Origin of the sequence: Paenibacillus sp. FSL R7-0216, from assembly GCF_037969915.1 — a bacterium.
Lineage (GTDB): Bacteria > Bacillota > Bacilli > Paenibacillales > Paenibacillaceae > Fontibacillus > Fontibacillus rhizolycopersici.
On sequence record NZ_CP150222.1, the window covers coordinates 2,376,245 to 2,397,061 of the forward strand.

Sequence of the window (20,817 nt, forward strand, 5' to 3'; positions counted from 1 at the left end):
CCGTCCTCAAAAATACCCCAACTGCTCCTTCGCCGCCTCCGACATGTGTTCCGGTGACCAGCGCGGTTCCCACACGATATCGACCTCCGGATTCTGGATTCCGAGCTGATCGCTGAGCACCCAGCGAACGCCACCGACGATCGTATCATGCATCGGGCAACCTGGCGTTGTTAAGGTCATTTGGATGTATACCTGGTCTTCTTCTTCCCGAATATCGTAAACCAGCCCAAGATCAACGATATTGACTCCCAACTCGGGATCATAAACTTCACGTAGACTTTCGCGGATTTGATCAATTCTACTCATGGATAGTACCTCCGTTTATATTGTCATTAATGAGCAAAAACTAGCGCAATCAATGCGATGTACGCCACCGAAACCATCGACAGCACGGCACCACCGGCGGCGATGACAACCTGCGACCCGAGGACCAGGCCGACGAGAACCGTTAAATTGGCGCATAGGATCAAGGTCAAGCCCAGATTCGCTTTCCGCTCATCAAGCAGATCGGCCAACAGCGGCGTTCCCGGGCGGCCGGCTTGTTTACCGTATTTGTGGGTCCACCACAGGAACGGCACGATCTTGGACATGTATCCAAGTACGGTGAACGAAACCCAGCAACCGAGATAAACCCAACCGACCGTAAGCACGGTACGGCTGTCCAGCAAGTGATCGGGGGATACGAGCGCCCGTATTGCAAACACTACAGCAAAAATCGCAAAGATTTGGCTCCCCGTTACCGTCCACTCAATGCCTGCGCCGGGGCTGCGCTTATGCCGTTTGCTGCGAATTTGCAGCAGATGGACGTTAAAGCTTAGTACGGCCAAGACGATTAACAACAGCGCAGCGACTTTGTAGCCTGTCGGCAATCCGAACAGGAAAGAGGTCGCTCCCAGCAAGACGCCCGCGTTCCAGAAACCTAGGACGACGTACTCTAGGCGGGTTGGATAATCATGGGACAAATAAAACATCGGTAATAACTTATAGCTGAATCCGGTAATCAAAAGCCCGAACCAGCCCAAAGTGCCCAGCCAGATGTGAGTGCCAAACAGATTTTCGTGCAAGTTGTTATAAAGACCGGTAGCGAAGTTAATCCCCATCGCCATACCGGATAAACCCGTGAGCAGCAGATACAGGACCGCGCAAGCCGTACTGATCGTGATCGCGTTCCACGTTCCGGCTCGTCGCAGCGTAGCGGCCATGTTCCAGACGAACAGGACGATGCCCGAGAACGCTACGGTCGCAAAACCGCCGATCCAATACGTATCGCCTTGAATGAAGCCAAACAGCAGTCCGAACAGCCCTACGGAAAACAGCGCGTAATGAATATACCCAAGACGCTCGCTGTATAAGTTGGACTGCAGGATCACATTAATCAATTGATAGACAGCCCCCATGGCCAGCATGGTCGCCCATCCCAGTACGAACAGATGGACCTGGAACCAGCCGGCCGGGCCTCGAATGTCATCACCGAGCCAGCCCGTGAGAGACATGAAAGAAGTGGCGTGAAACAGGACGAATCCGAAGATCCCCGTAACGATAAATAGAAAGGGCAAGCGGGACATGGCCGGCATCAGGTTCACCTCCTTAAGGTTTGCGGATTTGGACTTTAGCGGTTCCGTCCGGTTGTTCTTCTACCGTGTAGGTACAGCCCAAGCTGTTTAATTCTTCGATTAAAAAAACCGGTACCCGGTCATTATGAATGTGCACCTCGTCGCCAGATTTGCAGCGATCCAAGGCGGCCAGCGTTCGCACCATTGGCTGCGGAGGTTCGAGTCCGCGGTTGTCGAGTTCAATGAGGTTGGAGGAGCGTTCGACCGAAGCGTTCTGCGCCTTTGGGGCAACCTTAGCCTCATCGACGGTCTCCAACCAGGATTTATTTTTCTTATGGACAAACGTTGTTATCCAATGTTCCTTGTCGTGCATGACCGATTGGCCGACGAGCCCCTTCATCTTCAGAAAACCAAGCAATGGCGTGGGTTTGAAGGTGGCGTGCAATACGAAGATATCGTCTTTCCCCAGCGTTTTTACGGTGTCCATGATCAGCTGGAACGGCTCCATTTTACTCTTGAGCTGCTCCCGGACGTCCAATTCAACGATTTTGGCCTCTTGTCGTTCCATTGAGCTTCACCTCTTTCATGAGATTGCAATCGGGTTATCGTTTCTTAATGGCTCATCGCCGGTGCTCCATTATCCTTGCCATCCCGAGTCACCCGCAGGATGGCGGTAGCCCCCAAATAAGCGTCGTTCAGTTGATGGGTTAAAATCGGATAATCGCCTTCTTCTGTGACGGTAAACTCGACAACTGCACCTCCACCCGCCGGAAGCAGCACGGTTTGCATGCCGTACAGCTCATTCTTTGGGTTACCATCCAGATAGACGTGATCAAAGGTGGTGCCGACCACATGGAAGGAAGATACATGGTTGGGGCCCACATTCACAACGTAAAGCCGAACCTTATCGCCAACCTTGGCGAGGAAGGGATGTTCTTTTAGCGTGTGGTCATCGCCGTTAAATACGACATATTCCGGATCGCCTTGTTGGAAAGCATCCATATCGTTCTCCGCGTACCATTCGCTTTGGACGATCGTATATTCCTGATCGATATCCGCATCCGTAGGGTAACCGTCCTTCGGTTCGACGATGATCATCCCATACATTCCGTTGGCTACGTGAAGCAGTACTGGACTTACTCCGCAATGGTACATGAACACGCCGGGTGTATCTGCAGGATAGGTAAACGTTCCTTGCTCGTCAGGCATCACCTCGACGAACTTCTGGCTGGGAGCGGCATGGACGGCGTGAAAATCCATCGAATGCGGCATTTCAGGGTCTAAATTGTTGAGCGTAAATTCCAGTTGATCGCCTTGCTTTACGCGCAATACCGGGCCAGGTGCCGTTCCGTTAAACGTCCAGGCATTATAGATGACGCCTTCCGAGATCTCAATGTCGGTTCGTTGAGCGGTCATCTCGATGTGTACGGTATTTCTCTCGCGATGGACGACCGGCTCGACTGGCGGATGATTGATATGCTGCGCTTCCTCATGAGGAGCGGCTTCACGGACTGGAGGCTCCTCTGAAGGGAACGCAAACCAGGCGGCTGCGATCATGACCAGACCGGACAAACCTAGTAAGGACCACTTCAGAATGTTCCGAGATTTCATGAGTCATTCCTCTTTCTGTCGTTTATGTGTAAGCCCATGGCATTCTTGTTTGATTAGTTTCATCGTACGATGGGTTTGGGAGTCGAATTGTGATATTAATCACTTGAAAGTTGTCGAAAATGTTGTCATAAATATTTAAATTCCGATGTGTTTGGTATTGTATTCGCCTGGGACATCAAGTAAGATGGGAGGTATATTCCAACCGAATATCGCGGAAATAGGTGTTCCGGCCTTGCTTGGCCGGAGCTTAAAAGGGAAGTCCGGTGCAATGCCGGCGCGGTCCCGCCACTGTAACGGAGGAGTCGGATGCATCGAATGCCACTGGTGATCAAGTCACCGGGAAGGCCGCTTCCGGCGATGATGCCGAAGTCAGGAGACCTGCCTATTTCAACGGCACTGCTGTACCTACGGGAGATAGGGAGGTGTTAAAGATGCAAGCCATCGAACAAATGATCGAAGGTCCTCTTTAGCCTATGTTGCTATCGGGGACCTTTTTTGTGTTGCAAACTATGGGTGTCATCAAGCCAAACGATGAGGAGGAAGTCAACATGGGGAACATGAACATAGTTAGCGGAAATCTGGGATATCCCAGAATCGGCGGACAACGGGAATGGAAGAAGCAAATTGAAGCCTATTGGGCAGGGAAAATTGCAGAGTTAGAGCTGCATGATCGCTTGATGGAAATCCGGCTGGGTCATCTTCGTTTACAGCGGGATCGGGGGATTGACGTGATCCCGGTCGGTGATTTTACCTATTACGACCACGTATTAGACACTGCGACGATGTTCGGACTGATACCGGAGCGGTTTGATTGGAACAGCGACAAATTGCCGCTGGATCTGTATTTCGCCATTGCCCGGGGGAATGACCAGGCGGCGGCTAGCGAGATGACGAAGTGGTTTAATACCAACTACCATTATATCGTGCCTGAGCTGGGGCGTCGGGATCCGAGGGTAATCGTCAACCGCCCGCTTATGGCTTATTTGGAAGCCAAACAGGAGCTGGGCATAGAAGGTAGACCCGTGGTGCTTGGGTTGTTCACCTTGTTGAAATTGTCTAAAGGAGAGACGGCGGACCAAGTCGATGACTGGATCGAGAAATTATTGCCTTTATACGTACAGGTATTACGAGAGTTGGAAGCGGCTGGCGCCACATGGGTGCAAATGGACGAACCGGCTTTGGCCGTCTCTCTAACCGAAGAGGACGTTCGCCGGCTTGACTTGATTTATCGGACGATCGCCCGGGAAGTCCCTGATCTGCGGATCATGCTGCAAACGTATTTCGATGCCGTCGAAAGGTACGTTTCGCTTGCAGATCTGCCGGTGCATGGCTTGGGACTGGATTTCGTGCACGGCCGGGACGGGAACCTGGAGGCACTGCGTCGCTACGGATTTCCTGCAGGCAAGACACTTGGTGCAGGGCTTATCGATGGACGGAATATTTGGCGTACAGATTTAGACGAAACGCTAAGCCTGTTGAAAGAGATTTCTATGTTAGCCGGAGAACCGGGGTTGATCGTGCAGCCTTCCTGCAGCTTGCAGCACGTCCCGGTATCCGTGGCGGGCGAAGAGCGCTTATCCCCGGTGTTACGCGAGGCGCTGGCGTTTGCCGAGCAGAAACTGGAGGAGCTAACGAGCTTGTGCAAGGCGGCAAGCAGTGAGGGACCCGAACCGGTGCAGTTCGCGGAGAACCGCCGTGCGCTGGCCGCACTCGCCGCAGATCCGGCCCGGAGCCGTGTTGCGGTGCGGGCGGCGGCGGTGCAGGCTGCTGTAGCCCCGGCGGAGCGAACTAGCGAGTTTGCACAGCGGCGGCTCTTACAGCAGGCGACATGGCGGCTTCCGTTCCTGCCCACAACGACGATTGGCAGTTTCCCGCAGACCGCCGAGGTTCGGGCAGCGCGGCAGAAATGGCGTAAAGGCGAGTGTAGCCGGGAGAAATATGAGGGATTTATCCGGGAGGAGATTCGCAAATGGGTCGAGATCCAGGAGGAACTTGGGCTTGATGTGTTGGTCCACGGCGAGTTTGAACGCACCGATATGGTGGAATTTTTCGGTGAGAAGCTGCCGGGCTTTGCATTTACGCAGGGGGGCTGGGTTCAGTCTTACGGTACGCGTTGCGTCAAGCCGCCTGTGATCTACGGGGATGTCGAGTTCGCCGAGCCGATGACCGTCAAGGAAACCGCCTATGCCCAAAGCCTGACGGCTAAGCCGGTTAAAGGGATGCTAACGGGACCGATCACGATCTTGAACTGGTCATTTGTTCGAAGCGATCTATCCCGGGAGCAGGTCGCCTATCAAATTGCCTTAGCCTTACGTAAGGAGGTCGAAGCGTTAGAGCAGGCCGGTATCGGGATGATCCAGGTGGACGAGCCCGCCTTGCGCGAAGGTCTCCCCCTCAAGAGGAAGGATTGGTCGAACTATCTGGACTGGGCGGTAGAAGCGTTCCGGGTGACTACCTCCTCGGTCTTGGATACAACGCAAATTCATACGCATATGTGCTACTGCGAATTTGAAGATATCCTGGAGGAGATCCGAGCGTTGGACGCCGATGTCATTTCGATCGAAACCTCACGCAGCCATGGCGAGTTGATTCACAGCTTTGAGAAGCAGACGTACCCGCTCGGGATTGGCCTTGGCGTTTACGACATCCATAGCCCGCGTGTACCAACCGAAGCCGAGATGGTCTCTTTGATCGAGCGCGCGCTTCAAGTGCTGGACCCGGGATTGTTTTGGATCAACCCAGATTGCGGCTTAAAAACCAGAGGGCAAGAGGAGACCGTCGCCTCCCTGCGGCAAATGACAGCGGCTGCTGAACAGGTTCGCAAAAAATACAAGCAACTGTAATTGACAAATGATTAGTTACCCATTATCATAACTATTGTTCGATTAGTTACAGTTTATTTTAAAGTAACTATGAAAAAGAAAGAAGATAACAATAGAGAACATGAATAATGGAGGGAAACTAGATATGTCTAAAGTTTTATTCGTGAAAGCCAATAATCGCCCGGCGGATCAATCCGCCACTGTGAAGCTGTACGAAAGCTTCCTGCAAACCTACAAAGAAACGCATCCCTCGGATGTCGTTACTGAGTTAAACCTGTTCGAGGTTAACCTGCCGTATTATGACCTGGATATGTTGAACGGGCTGTTCAAAGTCGGCAAAGGAATGCCAACTACGCCAGAGGAGCAACAAGCCGCCGAAGTGGCCAATGCTTACTTGGAGCAGTTCTTGCAAGCCGATAAAGTCGTGTTTGCGTTCCCGCTGTGGAACTTCACCATTCCGGCGCAGCTATTGACGTACCTGTTCTACCTGAACCAAGCCGGCAAAACGTTCAAATACACCGAACAAGGTCCGGTTGGCCTGGTTGGCGATAAGAAGGTCGCTTTGCTGCAAGCACGCGGCGGCGTTTATTCCGAAGGTCCAATGACCGCGCTGGAAATGTCCCTGAACTATGTGAAGAACACGCTGGCCTTCTGGGGGATTAACGATCCGGAAGCCGTAGTTGTTGAGGGACACAACCAATTCCCGGACCGTGCCGAGGAAATCATCCAGGACGGTGTAAAACGCGCAGCCGAGCTGGCAGCGAAGTTCTAATTCCACGATCTTGCCTAAAAAGAAGTCTGAGCCGTTTCATTGACGGTTCAGACTTCTTTTTGCCTTTCATTGTCCGCCGAGGCGGAATTAATCCATTTGCGCCGGCTTACCGAATACAATTATACTCACCTTATATAATTGAAGGAGTTGCGACGCATCATGTACAACGAATTGGAAATGGTTTTAAAGTTATGTTTGGCCCTATTGTTTGGTTTGTTTATCGGAATCGACCGGCAATTGAAACAGAAACCGCTGGGGATCAAAACGAGTATGGTCATCTGTATCGCCAGTTGCCTGGTGACGATCGTATCGATTGAAGCCTTCGCCAAATTCGCCGGCCCGGATCATCCGAACATGGACCCCATGCGGCTGGCCGCGCAAATCGTCAGCGGGATTGGTTTCCTGGGGGCTGGAGCGATTCTACGCCGGAGCAATGAGGGGATTTCCGGCCTCACCTCTGCGGCGATGATTTGGGCTGCATCGGGAATCGGGATCGCTATCGGGACCGGATTTTATCTGGAAGCCGGGCTAACGGTCATTTTGCTGATCCTCTCGGTGAATTTCGTCCCCTACGTTATTAAATGGATTGGACCCTATAAACTGAACCAACGCGACGTATCCATCAAAATTGTCATGGAGGATCACGGAAACGTGACGGAGTTGATCCGCATTATCGAGCGTAAGGACAACAAGGGGCGGAAGGCCAAAGCGAACCAACACCGGATCCGACGTCTGAAAATCAAGGATCTGGAGGAAGGACGTCAACGGGTGGATATGGTGATTACCGCATCGGAGAAGGAGTATACGACGGAGCTTTATCATTTTCTGCGTACGATCGAGCATGTCATCAGCGTTGAAGTGGAAAATCTATAGTCTCTTTGCACGTTTGGTTTAACTTCAGTTTACATTCCCAATGTAGTCTTTTCCTAGGGCCAGCGCTTTCGGCTCATCTTGCTTCAGATAGAGATAGAAGGGAAGAGAATCTCATGCCAAGGAATAACGCTAAATCGATGGATACGGATCGTACGGTGAACAACGGAGGGGTAGGCTCCAAAGCTTTTTTTCGTCTTCTTCGGGAAACGAAGCCCCCTCTGCGTCTGTTTGCCGTGGCGATCGTGCTCAGCTTGCTGTCGACGCTGGTCAGCCTCGTGATCCCGATGTTCACGAAGAATCTCGTCGACGGCTTTTCGCTGTCTTCGATCAGCGGTTTGCAGATCGTCTGGATCGGCGTCGCTTTCATCGGGATGTCCGTCGCTTCAGGCTTATCGATCTTTCTGTTGAATTATACGGGACAGCGAATGGTCGCCGGTCTCCGGGATCGCTTATGGAATAAAATGCTTCGCTTGCCAGTATCCTACTTCGACAATAACCGGACCGGGGAGTCGGTCAGCCGGATGACCAACGACACCGGGATCATCAAAGCGTTGATCTCCGAGCAGGTTGCCGGCTTTTTCAGCGGAATCATCTCCATCCTCGGCGCGGTGGCCGTCCTGTTCTATTTGAACTGGAAAATGACTCTAATCATGTTTGCGGTGATTCCTTTGGCCGCTTTGATCCTCGTGCCGTTAGGCCGAACGATGTATAAAATTTCGCTCGCCATGCAAGACGAGACGGCCTCTTTTACGGCGGTTTTGAGTCAAGTCCTATCGGAAATTCGGTTGGTTAAGTCTTCTAACGCGGAGCGGAAGGAGTACGAAAACGGTAGCCAGGCGATCGGAAAGCTGCTCTCCTTTGGGGTGCGCGAAGGCAAAGTCATGGCTTGGATTAGCCCGTTCATGGCCTTCGTTATGATGATGCTGCTTGTCGTGGTGATCGGCTATGGCGGGATGCAGGTCGCAAGCGGCGGGTTGTCAGCCGGGGAATTGGTAGCATTTATTTTGTATCTTGTGCAGATCGTCATGCCGATGACGCAGCTCACGACATTCTTCACCCAACTGCAGAAAGCGAAAGGGGCGACCGAGCGGATTCTTCATACGCTGGATGCGGAGGAGGAGCCTTTCGGTGAAGGACAAGAGATCACGAAGGCTGACCGGCCATTGATCGTGGACGGGATCACCTTCGGGTATAAGCCGGACGAGCCGGTGCTCCAGGAGGTTTCTTTTACGATGGAGCCGGGGACGGTAACGGCGGTGGTCGGCCCCAGCGGCGGCGGGAAAACGACGTTATTCTCCCTGCTGGAGCGGTTTTATGTGCCGCAGCAGGGCACCATCCGACTGGGAGAAGAATCGATCGATTCATTTACACTTCGCTCCTGGCGCGGCATGATCGGGTACGTCTCACAAGAAAGCCCGATTATCGCCGGAACGATCCGTGAGAATCTTTGCTACGGCATCGAGCGTGAAATTAGCGAAGCGGAAGTACAACAGGCGGCGAAGATGGCTTATGCCGACGGCTTTATCGCCGAGCTGCCGAAGGGGTTCGATACCGATGTCGGTGAACGCGGGGTCAAGCTGTCAGGCGGGCAACGGCAGCGGATCGCGATCGCGCGGGCACTGCTGCGCGATCCGAAGATCCTCATGCTGGATGAAGCCACCTCCAGCCTGGACAGCCGCTCAGAATTCGTCGTGCAGAAGGCGCTCAAAAATCTGATGCAAGGCCGGACGACGATCGTGATCGCTCACCGGCTATCCACGGTCGTAGGGGCGGACCAGCTGATTTTTATCGAAAAAGGGAAAGTGACAGGAAGGGGAACACACGACCAACTGCTGCACCAACACGCCATGTATCGTGAGTTTGCCTCGCAGCAGCTGCAAATCGCCGCAAGCGCCGAAGGGACGGAGGAGTTCACGAACGAGGAAGAAGGGAAGGACCATGGTTAAAATTCTCGTCGTTGACGACGACCCGCATATTCGGGAGCTGGTTCGTCTATTCCTGGAGGAAGCGGGGATGGATCAGATCAAGGAGGCGGGGAACGGCCGCGAGGCGTTAGCTCTGGTGGAATCGGAAAGGATCGACCTGGTGATCCTGGACATCATGATGCCGGAGATGGACGGCTGGGAGTTATGTCGTGAGCTGCGCCGGGATTATGAGATGCCGCTGCTTATGCTGACAGCTAAAGGAGAAACCCGCCAAGTGGTTAAGGGCTTTGAGCTGGGTACGGACGATTATCTCGTCAAACCATTCGAACCGGCAGAGCTCATCGCTCGGGTGAAGGCGCTGCTTAAGCGTTATCAGGTGTCGATATCTCAGACCGTAACGATCGGTTCGCTGCGAATGAATCGCAAGACGTTTGAGGCAGATCGCGGCGAAGATCGAATTACGCTGCCGCTCAAAGAATTCGAGCTGCTGTTTAAGCTTGGCAGTCATGCGGGGCGCACTCTCACCCGAGAGCAGTTGATCGAGGAAATTTGGGGGTATGATTTCGAGGGGAATGAACGTACGCTCGACGTGCATATCAATCGTCTCCGTGAACGGTTCCCCGAGGAGAGCTTCAGATTCAAGATCCGCACGATTCGTGGACTTGGCTACCGTCTGGAGGTGGGTGAACGTTGACCTTCTGGAGGAGAGTAGGTAAGATTTTGCTCCGAATCGGCCAGGTCCTACTCATCTTCATCGGTTTTGGGGCGACCTGGACCTTAGCCAGCTGGATTACCTCGGCGATTTACCGAAATGCAGGGCCCCCTTATTCTGCTTATGTCATGGATCTGTTGAATGTGGTTCTTGGAGTCCTGTTATTTTTCTTGATCGTTTTCCTGATCTCCCTTCTGTTACGGCCTCATCAACTGAAGATGCTGAATGCCATTATCGACGGGATACGCCGCATCGCTAATGGGGATTTTACCGTTCGGTTGGAGGGCTTCGAGAAGCTTCGGGAGTTCGAAACCATCGTGAACAGCATTAACGAAATGGCTGGAGCCCTGGGGCAAATGGAAACGATGCGACAGGATTTCATCTCTAATGTGTCGCATGAGATCCAGTCTCCGCTGACTTCGATTCGCGGATTTGCCAGAGCTTTGCGTAGGCCGGATCTGTCTCCAGAGAAACGTAACCATTACCTGGAGATCATCGAATCGGAAAGCCGCCGCTTATCGCAAATGAGCGACAATTTGCTGAAGCTATCCTCCCTCGAGGCAGACCGGGGTTCGTTGCAGACGAACCGGTTTCGGCTCGATCGCCAGCTGCAAAACGTGGTGCTGGCCTGCGAACCCCAGTGGCTTGCCAAGAACATTCAAATTCAGTTGGATGTCAGCAAGCTTGAGGTCGAAGGGGCCGAAGACCTGCTGAGCCAAGTGTGGATGAATTTGCTGCACAATGGTATCAAGTTTACGCCGGAGGGCGGGGAGATTGGAGTTTCCTTGATGACCCAAGAGGACAAGGCAGTGGTCACCGTGACGGATAACGGGATTGGCATATCCGAGCCGGATTTGGTCCATATCTTCGAGCGTTTCTACAAAGCGGATAAATCCCGCACACGCAGCAGTGGGGGCAGCGGGCTTGGACTCTCCATCGTCAAGAAAATTGTGGACATCCATGAAGGGGAGATTACCGTCGTCTCCGAGAGAGGAAAAGGCTCGAGTTTCAGGGTCGCCATCCCTTTCCGCTGGAAACCATAACCGGGGGAAATTGTAACCTTTTATTTGTATCTGGGGGCAACAGACATGGTATGATGTTACTGTGCTCGTGTCTAACCAGCTCAAATAAAGGATGATTGGATGAATGAGTAAACGAATTTTGATTGTCGATGATGATGAAAAAATCGCAAAACTGATCGAAATATATTTAACGAATGAAGGTTATGACGTATTGAAGGCGGAGGACGGTTTACGGGCGCTGGAGATCACCGAGCAGGATGAGGTTGATCTGGTGATCCTGGACGTCATGCTTCCCGGTCTCGATGGCATCTCCGTCTGCATGAAGATTCGCGAATCGCAGACTACGCCAATCCTCATGTTAAGCGCGAGGGACGGCGATATGGATAAGATTACCGGGCTGATGACCGGAGCGGATGATTATATGGTGAAGCCGTTTAATCCGCTGGAGTTGGTCGCTCGCGTGAAGTCGCTGCTTCGCCGCTCCTCTTACGCAGCACAACCGACGGGAACGCCGCAGACACCGCAGGAGCATATCATCAAGATTGCCTCGCTTTCGATTGATAAAGAAACACATTCCGCGACGGTGGATGGCAACCCGCTGAAGTTGACGCCCATCGAATTCGGCATTCTGTATTTGCTGGCCAGCCATCCCGGGCGGGTGTTTGGTTCCGAGGAGATCTTCGAGCTGATCTGGAAGGATAAATATCTGGATAGCAGCAATTCCGTAACGGTGCATATCAGCCGTCTCCGGGATAAGCTGGAGAAGGAAATGGACGGGGAGAAGCTGATTCGTACCGTATGGGGGGTCGGCTACAAACTTGAAAGCTAGCCTGCGTTTTCTAGCCTGGTTGTTTTGGACGATCGTCGCTTCGTTAATCTCGTTGTTCCTGCTCATTTTGCTGGCGCGTTTGTTCTTTTTCTTCTTCCCGAGCATGACGGTATACAACGTCGTCCTTTGGATTAACCGGAACATCGGTTTCCCGGAAGCTTATTATTTGACGGGCGTGCCGATTCTCATGTTGTTTTCATTGTATTTTTACCGCCGCAGCATTCGCCGTCATGAGAAGAAGTACCTGGAGCTGCTGATTGAGGAAGTACATAAAATCGAAGCCGGTTCCGTGCGGAAAATTCCCGTGGAGAACGTCGGGCAGCTTGGGCAGCTCGCCACCGACATCAATCGTATGGTTGATCGGCTAGTCACTTCGATCGAGGACGAGCGACGGGCGGAACAAACGAAAAACGAACTGATCACGAACGTTTCTCATGATTTGCGTACCCCGCTCACCTCCATTACTGGTTATTTGGGGCTGATCGAAGAGGACCGTTATCGCGACGAGGTCGAGCTGCGTTATTACGTCAGCATGGCCTATGAGGAATCGCTTCGATTGAAGCAGCTCCTGCAGGACTTGTTCGAGTACACCCGGATGCAGAATAAAGAGATGAAGCTGCAGCTTACGCGGATTAATCTCGTGGAAATGCTCCATCAAATGGCCGCTCATTTCGGCTGGCAGCTGCAGGAGAACGGAATGGAATGCCGGTTGTACCTGCAAGGGACGCTGTACGTTCAAGCAGACGGGGACAAGCTTCGCCGGGTTTACGAGAATCTGATTACCAATGCCATTCGGTACGGGCACGACGGTAAGTATTTGGACATCCGAGGTTGGCAGGAGGACGATGAGATCGTCACGGAGGTCGTCAATTACGGCGATCCGATCCCAACAGCGGACTTACCGCATCTCTTCGACCGTTTCTACCGCGTAGAGAAGTCGCGTGCTTCCCATACGGGCGGTTCCGGCATCGGTCTTGCGATCGCCAAGCATATCGTGGATCTGCATCAAGGTACGATATCCGCAGACAGTAACGAATACCGCACGGCTTTTACGGTCCGTTTACACCGAGACAGCGCGAAAAATTCATCTGGATTTACTCCATGACGCCGTAAGGCGTCTTTTTGTTTAACGAAAACGCAGTAAATTCTTAAGGAAAACTTAACAATTTCTTAGACGGGACGCAAACTCTATTCGGCATAATGGACGAAGCGAGGCAAAGATCATGCTAAAAGATCAAGATAAAAGAGAAAGAGAGCCTTGCCCTGAAAGCTGGGAGAGAAAGTGAGGAATCAACCAATGAAGACTCGTTCTATGGATTTACTTTACCGCGAATATAAAAATGACGTATTTCGATATTTGTATAGCATGTGCCGTAATTCGCATGTTGCCGAGGATTTGATGCAGGAGACCTTTTGCCGGGCGCTGATGCATCTTCACGAGGCGGATGGGAAGAGGGCCAAGGCATGGCTGCTTCGGGTTGCCCACAATGCCTATATCGACTTGTTGCGCAAGGAAAGCCGGTCGTCTACTTACGAAAATGAATTCTTTCACCGCTATCCGAGCGAGGATACGCCGGAAAAATCCGTGCTCGGCGAGGAGAACCGTCGGGAGCTTTATGCGCAATTGTCCTTGCTGCAGCCTAATCAGCAGCATGCGGTGCTGCTTTACGATGTGCATGGATTCTCTTATCAGGAATCGGCGGATCTCATGGGCATCTCGTTATCCCATTTCAAAATCGTGTTGTACCGCGCCAGACAAAAGTTGCGCCGGTCCCGTGAAACGGCCTGATACTCCTTATATCGATCCTCAAGAGGCTGCCTTCGGGCAGTCTTTTGCTTTTGTTCCCTGTTCATTTAGGCCCTTTTGATGTAGGATATTACCAGAAATCGCCTTTAATGAAGGAGGACTTATCCAATGACTACTTTGCCTAATCATTTGCAAGATACCGTAACGTTAAACAACGGAGTCCAAATGCCTTGGCTGGGGCTCGGCGTCTTTAAGGCCAAAGAAGGCGATGAAGTGGTGCAAGCCGTCAAGTCGGCCATCCGCCATGGATACCGCAGTATTGACACCGCTTCCGCTTATCGCAATGAAGAGGGAGTGGGCCAAGCCGTCCAGAGTGCACTGCGGGAGAATAGCCTCCGAAGGGAAGATGTGTTTATCACGTCGAAGGTCTGGAACTCGGAGCAGGGGTACGAAACGACGTTGAAGTCTTTTGACGACAGCCTAAAGCGCTTGGGTCTTGAGTATTTGGATTTATTTCTGGTACATTGGCCGGTGAAGGGGAAATATAAGGAGACATGGCGGGCGCTGGAACAAGTGTACGCAGAAGGCAAGGTGCGAGCAATTGGCGTCAGCAATTTCCAAATTCATCATTTGGAGGACCTGCTGTCCGAAGCGAAGGTCGTGCCGGTGGTCAATCAAGTGGAGTTCCATCCCTACTTGACTCAAAAGGATCTGCTGAGCTATTGCCGGGATAAAGGCATTCAATTGGAAGCCTGGTCGCCGCTCGGTCAAGGCCATTTGTTGGAGCATGCAACCTTGCAAGGCATCGCCGCGAAGGTTGGAAAAACCGTGGCCCAGGTCATTTTGCGTTGGGATTTGCAACTGGGTGTGGTCACCATTCCGAAATCGGTGCGTGAAGCTCGGATCCTCGAAAATGCCGATGTATTTGATTTCGAACTGAGTACGGAGGATATCCTGGCGATTGACGGGTTAAACCGCAATCAGCGCTTCGGGTCGGATCCGGATACTAACATTCCCAAATAACCAATTAAACCATTTCAATTCAGATGAAGTGAGGTCAAGATGAACCAGACAACTGCCGTCAAAGCGGCAAATCCCGCATTTACGGTGTACCCGATTCTATTCGCAATCAGCACCGTGCATTTGTTGAACGACACGATGCAATCGGCAATTCCCGCCTTATTTCCGGTCTTGCGCGAATCGCTTCTCTTATCCTACGGGCAAATCGGCTGGATTTCGTTCGCCATGAATATGACGGCGTCCTTGTTTCAGCCTTTGGTGGGCTTGTACTCGGATGTCCGGCCCCGGCCGTACATCCTGCCGCTGGGGGTTTGCTTTACGCTGGCGGGCATCGTCATGCTGGCGTTTGCCCCAAGCTATGCGTTCATCCTGCTCGCGGTCACCTCGATCGGGCTGGGATCGTCGGTATTCCATCCCGAGTCTTCGCGCGTAGCTTATTTGGCGGCGGGTTCGAGACGAGGACTGGCGCAATCCATATTTCAGGTCGGCGGGAACCTCGGCGCTTCCTTAGGTCCCATCATGTCCGCTTTGATCTTTATCCCTTTGGGTCAGACTAGCGTAGCCTGGTTCGCCCTGGCGGCGGTCGCCGCGATCGTCATCCAGTTTTACGTAGCGAGATGGTATGGCGGGCAAGATCTGAAGCCACGCAAGCCTCGTGCTGTCGGATCTGCGGCTACTGGCGGCGAAGTTGCCCAGCCGAAGAGCCGGCTTAGCCGGGGGAAGGTCATGCTGGCCATCACCGTGCTGGTTCTACTTCTGTTCTCCAAGAACGTGTATTCGATCAGCATCTCGACGTTTTATTCGTTTTTCCTGATGGATCATTATGGGGTAGCCAAGGATACCGCTCAGTGGTATATCTTCGCTTTCTTGGCTGCAGCGGCAGTCGGTACGTTCTTCGGTGGACCGATGGCGGACCGCTATGGTCGGCGTAACATCATTTGGGTGTCCATTCTCGGGACCGCGCCGTTTTCGCTGTTGCTGCCCTATGCCAATTTGTTCTGGTCAGGCGTGCTGGTCGTGATCGCCGGCTTTATCATGTCCTCGGCGTTCTCGATCATCGTCGTATATGCGCAGGAATTGTTGCCGGGGAAGGTAGGACTCGTCTCGGGCCTGTTCTTTGGTTTATCGTTTGGCCTTGGCGGCTTGGGTTCCGCCGTGCTTGGCAATTTTGCCGACCAATCGGGCATCCTGTTCATCATGCAGGTCTGCTCCTTGCTGCCGCTAATCGGTCTGCTCGCTGTGCTGCTGCCGAAGGATGAGGCGTTAAAGCAGCAGGAGGCGACAAGCTGATGTTGCCGGGAATCGCTGATGCGGAGGGGTTGCGTGAGGCGATCCGCCAACAGACCGAAATGATGGCCGATTTGCGTCTTGTCGCCGAAATGGGGTTGCCCCAAGGCTGCATTGCCGCCGGTTATATCCGAAACTTTGTCTGGGATGTGCTGCATGGCTATACCGTTCGGACGCCGCTGCAAGATGCGGATGTTCTCTACTTTGATCCGTTGTGTTTGGATGAAGAGGCGGAGAAAGCCTATGATGCAAAGTTACGCGAACGCAACCCGCGGCTGAATTGGTCGGCGAAAAATCAGGCGCGCATGCATTTGCGCAATGGTGCGGCGCCATACCTATCGGTCGAGGACGCGATGAAGCGCTGGCCCGAAACGGCGACAGCGGTGGGCGCTCGCTTAGACGCTGAGGGAGAGGTCGAGATCCTTGCGCCTTTGGGTTTGGCTGACCTCTTGTCGCTTCAAGTCCGGCAGGGCCCATATTTCCATGATGACGCTGTGTTCCGGCAGCGTGTCAATGGCAAGGCCTGGCTCAGCCGCTGGCCGCGGCTGGTGCTGGTCGAGGAGGAGGACGGGCGACACGTCGCACATGCGATGATCGGGAACCTTCGTCCTGTTCTAACGGACTCAGGTGACGTTAAATGAGTCAGAATGCTTGAAATGGATGAGTAACGGACTCCAGAGACCTTATATTCCAGGATTTGCTCCTAACAGAGACAAATCAGGATGAATAACGTCATTGGGGTCCGTTAGATTTTTTACACGCACGAAATGGTTCGAATAAGGTCTATGAGGTCCGTTAGGATTTCAAGCGCAGTCACTCCCACCCACAAAACTTCCTGCTACCCTCCCGCATTTCATGGTAAAATTTGATTGTTACTGGTTTTGATCCATACATAGGGAGAGTAGGATACATGAAGAACTCGAGAGGTTATTTCTATTATTTCGTCTGGATGATCGGAGCGCTGGTGCTGATGTATTACGGAAATCAGTTCACCGACATGATGAATCACAAGACACAAACTCTTTATAAAATCGAATACGGCTTGATCGGCAAAATCGTGTACGGGTTGGCGTTTGGATTGTACTTAAGTTTCCTGAACGGCTTCCCGAACCGGCGGAAGTTCCATCGCCCGCTGTTTGCGTTTGTATTTGTGCCCAGCTTCCTGCTGCTGATTTATCCGATCATCACGATCTACGTCAAACAGATTTATATTGTGGGTTATTTCGAGATTGTGAGAGATCCGCAGTTCTTTTTCTTCGGGATGTTAAGCGCCTTGTCCTTGAAGAAAAGCACGTTTACGACCCGATAACGGGAAACTGTCGGTGATGGAGGAGGAATAGGGATGGCAAAAATATTAGTGTTAGGCGGCTCGCGTTATTTCGGAAAAAGACTCGTCAATCGGCTGGCGGAATCCGGCCGACATGATGTCACGGTAGCCACACGTGGGCTAGCGGAGGTTCGGTTTGATGCGCCGGTCACACAGCTTCGGATGGACCGAACCAACGAGGACTCCCTACGGGAAGCGGCTGCGGCCGGGCCCTGGGATGTCGTGTACGATAACATCTGTTATTCACCGGACGAAGCGCTGGCCGCGGTGCGGGCATTCAAAGGGCGCGTCGGGCAGTATATCTTGACCTCCACCTTATCGGTCTATAAGTTAGGCAAAGTGCCCTTGGCCGAAGCGGACTTCGATCCCTACGGTTATGAGCTGAAACTCGGGGATAAACAGGCTTTCGATTATGGGGAAGGGAAGCGACTGGCTGAGGCCGCTTTGTTCCAGCAGGCTGATTTTCCGGTGAGCGCACTGCGGATTCCGATCGTCTTAGGGCCGGATGATTATACGCGCCGGCTGCATTTTCATGTTGAGCATGTACAGCAAGGGCTGCCGATCGGCGTACCTAACCTGGAAGCGGCGATGTCTTTCATTACGTCAGCAGAGACGGCCCAATTTCTGGCTTGGCTGGGAGAAACCGGGGTTACGGGGCCAATGAACGCCTGCTCGGATGGGAATATTACGATCGGCGGCATCCTTCGTTTAATCGAGAACATCACCGGTAAACCGGCCTTGGTCGAACGCGAAACGGCTCAGGAGCATCAATCTCCGTTTGGCATCCCGGCCTCATGGGTGATGGACAATTCGAAAGCGCATGAAGCCGGGTACCGATTCGAAGCGCTGGACGAGTGGCTGCCGGAGTTAATCCGACACATTGCAGCAGTTGGACATAAGGAGTGACTTTCAAGAGATGTCTTTGGCAAATCGAACGGTGATCGTAACAGGAGCGGGCCAAGGCATCGGCCGCGGTGTCGCGGAAGCTTACGCCCAGGAAGGCGCGTCTGTCGTGCTGGCGGAGCTGAATGAGGAAACCGGTAGATCGGCTGCTGAGGCGATCCGGCGGGCGGGGGGCCGTGCCTTATTCGTGCCATGTGATGTACGGAAGGAAGCGGATATCGTTCGGTTGATGGAAACGGCCGAGCGCGAGCTGGGGCGGATCGATATTCTGATTAACAATGCGGGAATATCCCGGTTTAAATCAACCTATGACCTTACGGTGGAGGAATGGGACGATGTCCTGAACACGAATGTGCGAAGTACGTTTCTGGCTTCCCGTGAGATGGCGAAGCGAGTGAAGGGAAGCGGCCGGGGAGGAGCGATCGTGAACATCTCCTCAACGCGGTCGATCATGTCTGAACCGGGCTCGGAGGCCTACGCCGCGTCCAAGGGGGCCATCGTGTCGATCACGCATGCGCTGGCCGTTTCGCTTGGTCCTGACGGGATCCGCGTGAACTGTATCAGCCCGGGATGGATCGAGACCGAGGATTACGGCGCACTCCGCGACATCGATCACGAGCAGCATCCGGCGGGCCGGGTTGGAACTCCGGCGGATATTGCCCGGGCTTGCCTGTATTTGACTCACCCGGACAATACGTTCGTGACCGGCGCTCATTTGGTGGTGGACGGCGGGATGACGCGGAAGATGATTTACGAGCCTTAACGTGTCGGCTTAGTTAACCTATCCGCTTTATCCGATCCAACCGAGAAATGCCCCGCCTGCCGCTCCGGCGACAACGACTACCCATGGCGGCAGCTTCCAGAACATTATCATGGCGAATAACAGCAAAGCGACGATGAAGTCGCCGGTTTCCTGCACGGAGGACACCCAGATCGGATCGTATAAGGCGGCGAGCAAGATGCCTACAACCGCGGCGTTTACGCCCTGAAGCGCGTACCCCACCTTAGGGATGCCGCGCAGCCGATGCCAGAAGGGAAGTACCCCAACGACCAGCAGGAACGCCGGAAGAAAAATTGCGATGGTAGCCAGTATGGCGCCGGGGACGCCGTGGATGGACGCCCCCAGATAGGAGCCGAAGGTAAACAGCGGACCCGGAACGGCCTGAGCTGCGCCATATCCGGACAGGAAGTCCGCTTCGCCGATCCAGCCCCGAGGGACGACTTCGCTTTGCAACAAAGGCAACACGACATGACCGCCGCCGAAGACGAGCGAGCCCGCACGGTAGAAGACGTCGAACAGCTGCAGCCCGAGGTTCGGCCACCATCTGCTGACCAATGGCAGCAGCCCAAGCAAACCAACGAAGGCGGCCAGGCTTGCGACAGCCCAGGAGCGGCGGAGGCGGATGCCGTTTTGCGGCTCCTCGCCGGGGTGTGCAGGCGAAGCACCTGAGGCTGGGCTGCTGCGGTACAGCCATAAGCCGACCAGCGCGGACGCCGCGATGATCAGCACCTGCGTCAGGCCGCTTGGCCAGAGCAAGGTGGCGGCGGCGGCCAAGGCGGCGATGGTCGCTCGACTGCGCCCGGCGGCGAGCTTCACGCCCATGCTCCACACCGCCTGAGCGACGATGGCGACCGCCGTGAGCTTCAGGCCGTGCAGCCAACCGCTGTCGGCAAGCGCCGTCCCTTGCAGCAGCAGGGCAAACAGCACAAGCACCACGGCGGAGGGCAGCGTGAAACCGACCCAAGCTGCCAAAGCGCCGGCTATACCGCCTCGGTACAGGCCGATGCCCATGCCAACCTGGCTGCTCGCCGGTCCCGGCAGGAATTGGCATAACGCGACCAGTTCGGCATATTTTTGTTCCCCGATCCATTTCCGTTTGTTCACATACTCCTCATGAAAATAGCCAAGATGGGCGATCGGTCCGCCAAAAGAGGTTAATCCCAGCTTGGAGGAGACGGCGAAGATCTCGAACATGCGGCGGAGCCGTCCGGGGTTCGGTTGTACCATCTCAGTAGGGGGTACTTGATCAGACTTCAAGCGGTGCAGCTCCTTTCCATGTATCTACATGCGCCAAACGGCGTTTTTTCCTCATCATATCATTCTATTGTAAACGGAGCGTAAGCATGAGACCGATTTGATTCTTCACTCTTTAACCTGACCTGTTTTTTTGACCCCGGGATCCCCGGGTTATTTGGTTTGGAATGAAGGAGTGATAAGTGGTGAAACGGTCTTTCTTTGGGTTATGGAGTTCGCAAACCTTGTCCAATGTAGCGGATGTTTTGTATATCGTAGCTTTTATCACGTTGGTGCTGGATCAAACCATGCCATGTGGATCGGTACTCTCGGATTGACCATCGCTTTTGCGCCTGCCATTCTGATGCTAGTCATTGTGTGCTGACCGGTCCGTTCGCCG

At 53.5% G+C, this 20,817-nt stretch carries 21 protein-coding genes and 1 riboswitch; of the genes, 16 read left to right on the forward strand and 5 right to left on the reverse strand.

Annotation, left to right across the window (positions count from 1 at the left end; genetic code table 11):
• Window positions 1–6: 6 nt before the first annotated feature.
• Genes MKZ15_RS10665 through MKZ15_RS10680 form a run of 4 tightly spaced genes read right to left on the reverse strand, consistent with a single transcriptional unit; the run spans window position 7 to window position 3,164 of the window.
• Entirely contained in the window at window positions 7–306 is a 300-nt protein-coding gene (locus MKZ15_RS10665) for an iron-sulfur cluster assembly protein (RefSeq protein WP_155608557.1), read from the reverse strand.
• Window positions 307–332: 26 nt separating this feature from the next.
• A complete protein-coding gene (locus MKZ15_RS10670) occupies window positions 333–1,574 on the reverse strand; it encodes a hypothetical protein (RefSeq protein ID WP_193415289.1) in 1,242 nt (413 codons plus the stop codon).
• 13 nt (window positions 1,575–1,587) lie between these two features.
• Entirely contained in the window at window positions 1,588–2,121 is a 534-nt protein-coding gene (locus MKZ15_RS10675; RefSeq protein ID WP_339821849.1) for a DUF2249 domain-containing protein, read from the reverse strand.
• 44 nt (window positions 2,122–2,165) lie between these two features.
• On the reverse strand, window positions 2,166–3,164 hold the full coding sequence (locus MKZ15_RS10680; RefSeq protein ID WP_339821852.1) for a multicopper oxidase domain-containing protein: 999 nt from the start codon (window positions 3,162–3,164) through the stop codon (window positions 2,166–2,168).
• Window positions 3,165–3,366: 202 nt separating this feature from the next.
• Window positions 3,367–3,565, forward strand: a riboswitch (cobalamin riboswitch).
• Window positions 3,566–3,721: 156 nt separating this feature from the next.
• On the opposite strand from MKZ15_RS10680, the gene metE reads away from it, so the two are divergent.
• From metE to MKZ15_RS10755, 15 genes are all read left to right on the forward strand, one after another.
• Entirely contained in the window at window positions 3,722–6,007 is a 2,286-nt protein-coding gene (gene metE, locus MKZ15_RS10685) for a 5-methyltetrahydropteroyltriglutamate--homocysteine S-methyltransferase (protein WP_339822388.1), read from the forward strand.
• A gap of 124 nt (window positions 6,008–6,131) precedes the next feature.
• The gene (locus MKZ15_RS10690) at window positions 6,132–6,758 is read left to right on the forward strand and encodes an FMN-dependent NADH-azoreductase (RefSeq protein ID WP_155608553.1); all 627 of its coding nucleotides are present in this window, start codon (window positions 6,132–6,134) and stop codon (window positions 6,756–6,758) included.
• Window positions 6,759–6,917: 159 nt separating this feature from the next.
• The gene (locus tag MKZ15_RS10695) at window positions 6,918–7,631 is read left to right on the forward strand and encodes an MgtC/SapB family protein (protein ID WP_339821856.1); all 714 of its coding nucleotides are present in this window, start codon (window positions 6,918–6,920) and stop codon (window positions 7,629–7,631) included.
• A gap of 113 nt (window positions 7,632–7,744) precedes the next feature.
• Window positions 7,745–9,577 carry an ABC transporter ATP-binding protein gene (locus MKZ15_RS10700; protein ID WP_339821859.1) on the forward strand — a complete coding sequence of 611 codons (1,833 nt, stop codon included), beginning with the start codon at window positions 7,745–7,747 and terminating at the stop codon, window positions 9,575–9,577.
• A complete protein-coding gene (locus tag MKZ15_RS10705) occupies window positions 9,570–10,250 on the forward strand; it encodes a response regulator transcription factor (RefSeq protein WP_339821862.1) in 681 nt (226 codons plus the stop codon). The genes MKZ15_RS10700 and MKZ15_RS10705 overlap by 8 nt, the downstream gene beginning before the upstream one ends.
• Window positions 10,247–11,311, forward strand: a complete 1,065-nt coding sequence (locus tag MKZ15_RS10710; protein ID WP_339821865.1) for a HAMP domain-containing sensor histidine kinase — start codon at window positions 10,247–10,249, stop codon at window positions 11,309–11,311. Before MKZ15_RS10705 ends, MKZ15_RS10710 begins: the two co-directional genes overlap by 4 nt.
• Before the next feature lie 103 nt (window positions 11,312–11,414).
• Complete coding sequence (locus tag MKZ15_RS10715) at window positions 11,415–12,119, forward strand: response regulator transcription factor (RefSeq protein ID WP_339821868.1); 705 nt, start codon at window positions 11,415–11,417, stop codon at window positions 12,117–12,119.
• Window positions 12,109–13,224, forward strand: a complete 1,116-nt coding sequence (locus MKZ15_RS10720; RefSeq protein ID WP_155608547.1) for a HAMP domain-containing sensor histidine kinase — start codon at window positions 12,109–12,111, stop codon at window positions 13,222–13,224. Before MKZ15_RS10715 ends, MKZ15_RS10720 begins: the two co-directional genes overlap by 11 nt.
• A 192-nt stretch (window positions 13,225–13,416) precedes the next feature.
• Window positions 13,417–13,908, forward strand: coding sequence for a sigma-70 family RNA polymerase sigma factor (locus MKZ15_RS10725; RefSeq protein WP_193415296.1), 492 nt, complete (start codon window positions 13,417–13,419; stop codon window positions 13,906–13,908).
• A 135-nt stretch (window positions 13,909–14,043) separates the two neighbouring features.
• A complete protein-coding gene (locus tag MKZ15_RS10730) occupies window positions 14,044–14,889 on the forward strand; it encodes an aldo/keto reductase (protein WP_339822390.1) in 846 nt (281 codons plus the stop codon).
• Window positions 14,890–14,928: 39 nt separating this feature from the next.
• The gene (locus MKZ15_RS10735) at window positions 14,929–16,176 is read left to right on the forward strand and encodes an MFS transporter (RefSeq protein WP_339821873.1); all 1,248 of its coding nucleotides are present in this window, start codon (window positions 14,929–14,931) and stop codon (window positions 16,174–16,176) included.
• Window positions 16,176–16,814, forward strand: a complete 639-nt coding sequence (locus MKZ15_RS10740) for a nucleotidyltransferase family protein (RefSeq protein WP_339821875.1) — start codon at window positions 16,176–16,178, stop codon at window positions 16,812–16,814. The genes MKZ15_RS10735 and MKZ15_RS10740 overlap by 1 nt, the downstream gene beginning before the upstream one ends.
• A 269-nt stretch (window positions 16,815–17,083) precedes the next feature.
• Window positions 17,084–17,482: a hypothetical protein gene (locus MKZ15_RS10745; protein WP_339821878.1), complete on the forward strand. Its 399-nt coding sequence runs from the start codon at window positions 17,084–17,086 to the stop codon at window positions 17,480–17,482.
• A gap of 33 nt (window positions 17,483–17,515) precedes the next feature.
• Window positions 17,516–18,406: an NAD-dependent epimerase/dehydratase family protein gene (locus MKZ15_RS10750; protein ID WP_339821882.1), complete on the forward strand. Its 891-nt coding sequence runs from the start codon at window positions 17,516–17,518 to the stop codon at window positions 18,404–18,406.
• A gap of 10 nt (window positions 18,407–18,416) precedes the next feature.
• Window positions 18,417–19,166 carry a glucose 1-dehydrogenase gene (locus MKZ15_RS10755; protein WP_339821885.1) on the forward strand — a complete coding sequence of 250 codons (750 nt, stop codon included), beginning with the start codon at window positions 18,417–18,419 and terminating at the stop codon, window positions 19,164–19,166.
• A gap of 27 nt (window positions 19,167–19,193) precedes the next feature.
• Here the strand turns inward: MKZ15_RS10755 and chrA are convergent, their stop codons facing one another.
• A complete protein-coding gene (gene chrA, locus MKZ15_RS10760; RefSeq protein ID WP_339822392.1) occupies window positions 19,194–20,411 on the reverse strand; it encodes a chromate efflux transporter in 1,218 nt (405 codons plus the stop codon).
• 212 nt (window positions 20,412–20,623) lie between these two features.
• Here chrA and MKZ15_RS10765 point away from each other — a divergent pair, with 212 nt between their 5' ends.
• The gene (locus tag MKZ15_RS10765) at window positions 20,624–20,755 is read left to right on the forward strand and encodes a hypothetical protein (RefSeq protein WP_339821888.1); all 132 of its coding nucleotides are present in this window, start codon (window positions 20,624–20,626) and stop codon (window positions 20,753–20,755) included.
• Window positions 20,756–20,817: the final 62 nt, after the last annotated feature.

What these genes read in the sequence shown, in the direction of transcription:
- MKZ15_RS10745 (WP_339821878.1), top strand. Translation starts at nt 17,084, where the DNA reads ATGAAGAACTCGAGAGGTTATTTCTATTATTTCGTCTGGATGATCGGA.
- MKZ15_RS10680 (WP_339821852.1), bottom strand. Translation starts at nt 3,164, where the DNA reads ATGAAATCTCGGAACATTCTGAAGTGGTCCTTACTAGGTTTGTCCGGT.
- MKZ15_RS10725 (WP_193415296.1), top strand. Translation starts at nt 13,417, where the DNA reads ATGAAGACTCGTTCTATGGATTTACTTTACCGCGAATATAAAAATGAC.
- MKZ15_RS10675 (WP_339821849.1), bottom strand. Translation starts at nt 2,121, where the DNA reads ATGGAACGACAAGAGGCCAAAATCGTTGAATTGGACGTCCGGGAGCAG.
- MKZ15_RS10665 (WP_155608557.1), bottom strand. Translation starts at nt 306, where the DNA reads ATGAGTAGAATTGATCAAATCCGCGAAAGTCTACGTGAAGTTTATGAT.
- MKZ15_RS10750 (WP_339821882.1), top strand. Translation starts at nt 17,516, where the DNA reads ATGGCAAAAATATTAGTGTTAGGCGGCTCGCGTTATTTCGGAAAAAGA.
- MKZ15_RS10695 (WP_339821856.1), top strand. Translation starts at nt 6,918, where the DNA reads ATGTACAACGAATTGGAAATGGTTTTAAAGTTATGTTTGGCCCTATTG.
- chrA (WP_339822392.1), bottom strand. Translation starts at nt 20,411, where the DNA reads ATGGTACAACCGAACCCCGGACGGCTCCGCCGCATGTTCGAGATCTTC.
- metE (WP_339822388.1), top strand. Translation starts at nt 3,722, where the DNA reads ATGAACATAGTTAGCGGAAATCTGGGATATCCCAGAATCGGCGGACAA.
- MKZ15_RS10735 (WP_339821873.1), top strand. Translation starts at nt 14,929, where the DNA reads ATGAACCAGACAACTGCCGTCAAAGCGGCAAATCCCGCATTTACGGTG.
- MKZ15_RS10755 (WP_339821885.1), top strand. Translation starts at nt 18,417, where the DNA reads ATGTCTTTGGCAAATCGAACGGTGATCGTAACAGGAGCGGGCCAAGGC.
- MKZ15_RS10670 (WP_193415289.1), bottom strand. Translation starts at nt 1,574, where the DNA reads ATGCCGGCCATGTCCCGCTTGCCCTTTCTATTTATCGTTACGGGGATC.
- MKZ15_RS10715 (WP_339821868.1), top strand. Translation starts at nt 11,415, where the DNA reads ATGAGTAAACGAATTTTGATTGTCGATGATGATGAAAAAATCGCAAAA.
- MKZ15_RS10690 (WP_155608553.1), top strand. Translation starts at nt 6,132, where the DNA reads ATGTCTAAAGTTTTATTCGTGAAAGCCAATAATCGCCCGGCGGATCAA.
- MKZ15_RS10705 (WP_339821862.1), top strand. Translation starts at nt 9,570, where the DNA reads ATGGTTAAAATTCTCGTCGTTGACGACGACCCGCATATTCGGGAGCTG.
- MKZ15_RS10700 (WP_339821859.1), top strand. Translation starts at nt 7,745, where the DNA reads ATGCCAAGGAATAACGCTAAATCGATGGATACGGATCGTACGGTGAAC.
- MKZ15_RS10740 (WP_339821875.1), top strand. Translation starts at nt 16,176, where the DNA reads ATGTTGCCGGGAATCGCTGATGCGGAGGGGTTGCGTGAGGCGATCCGC.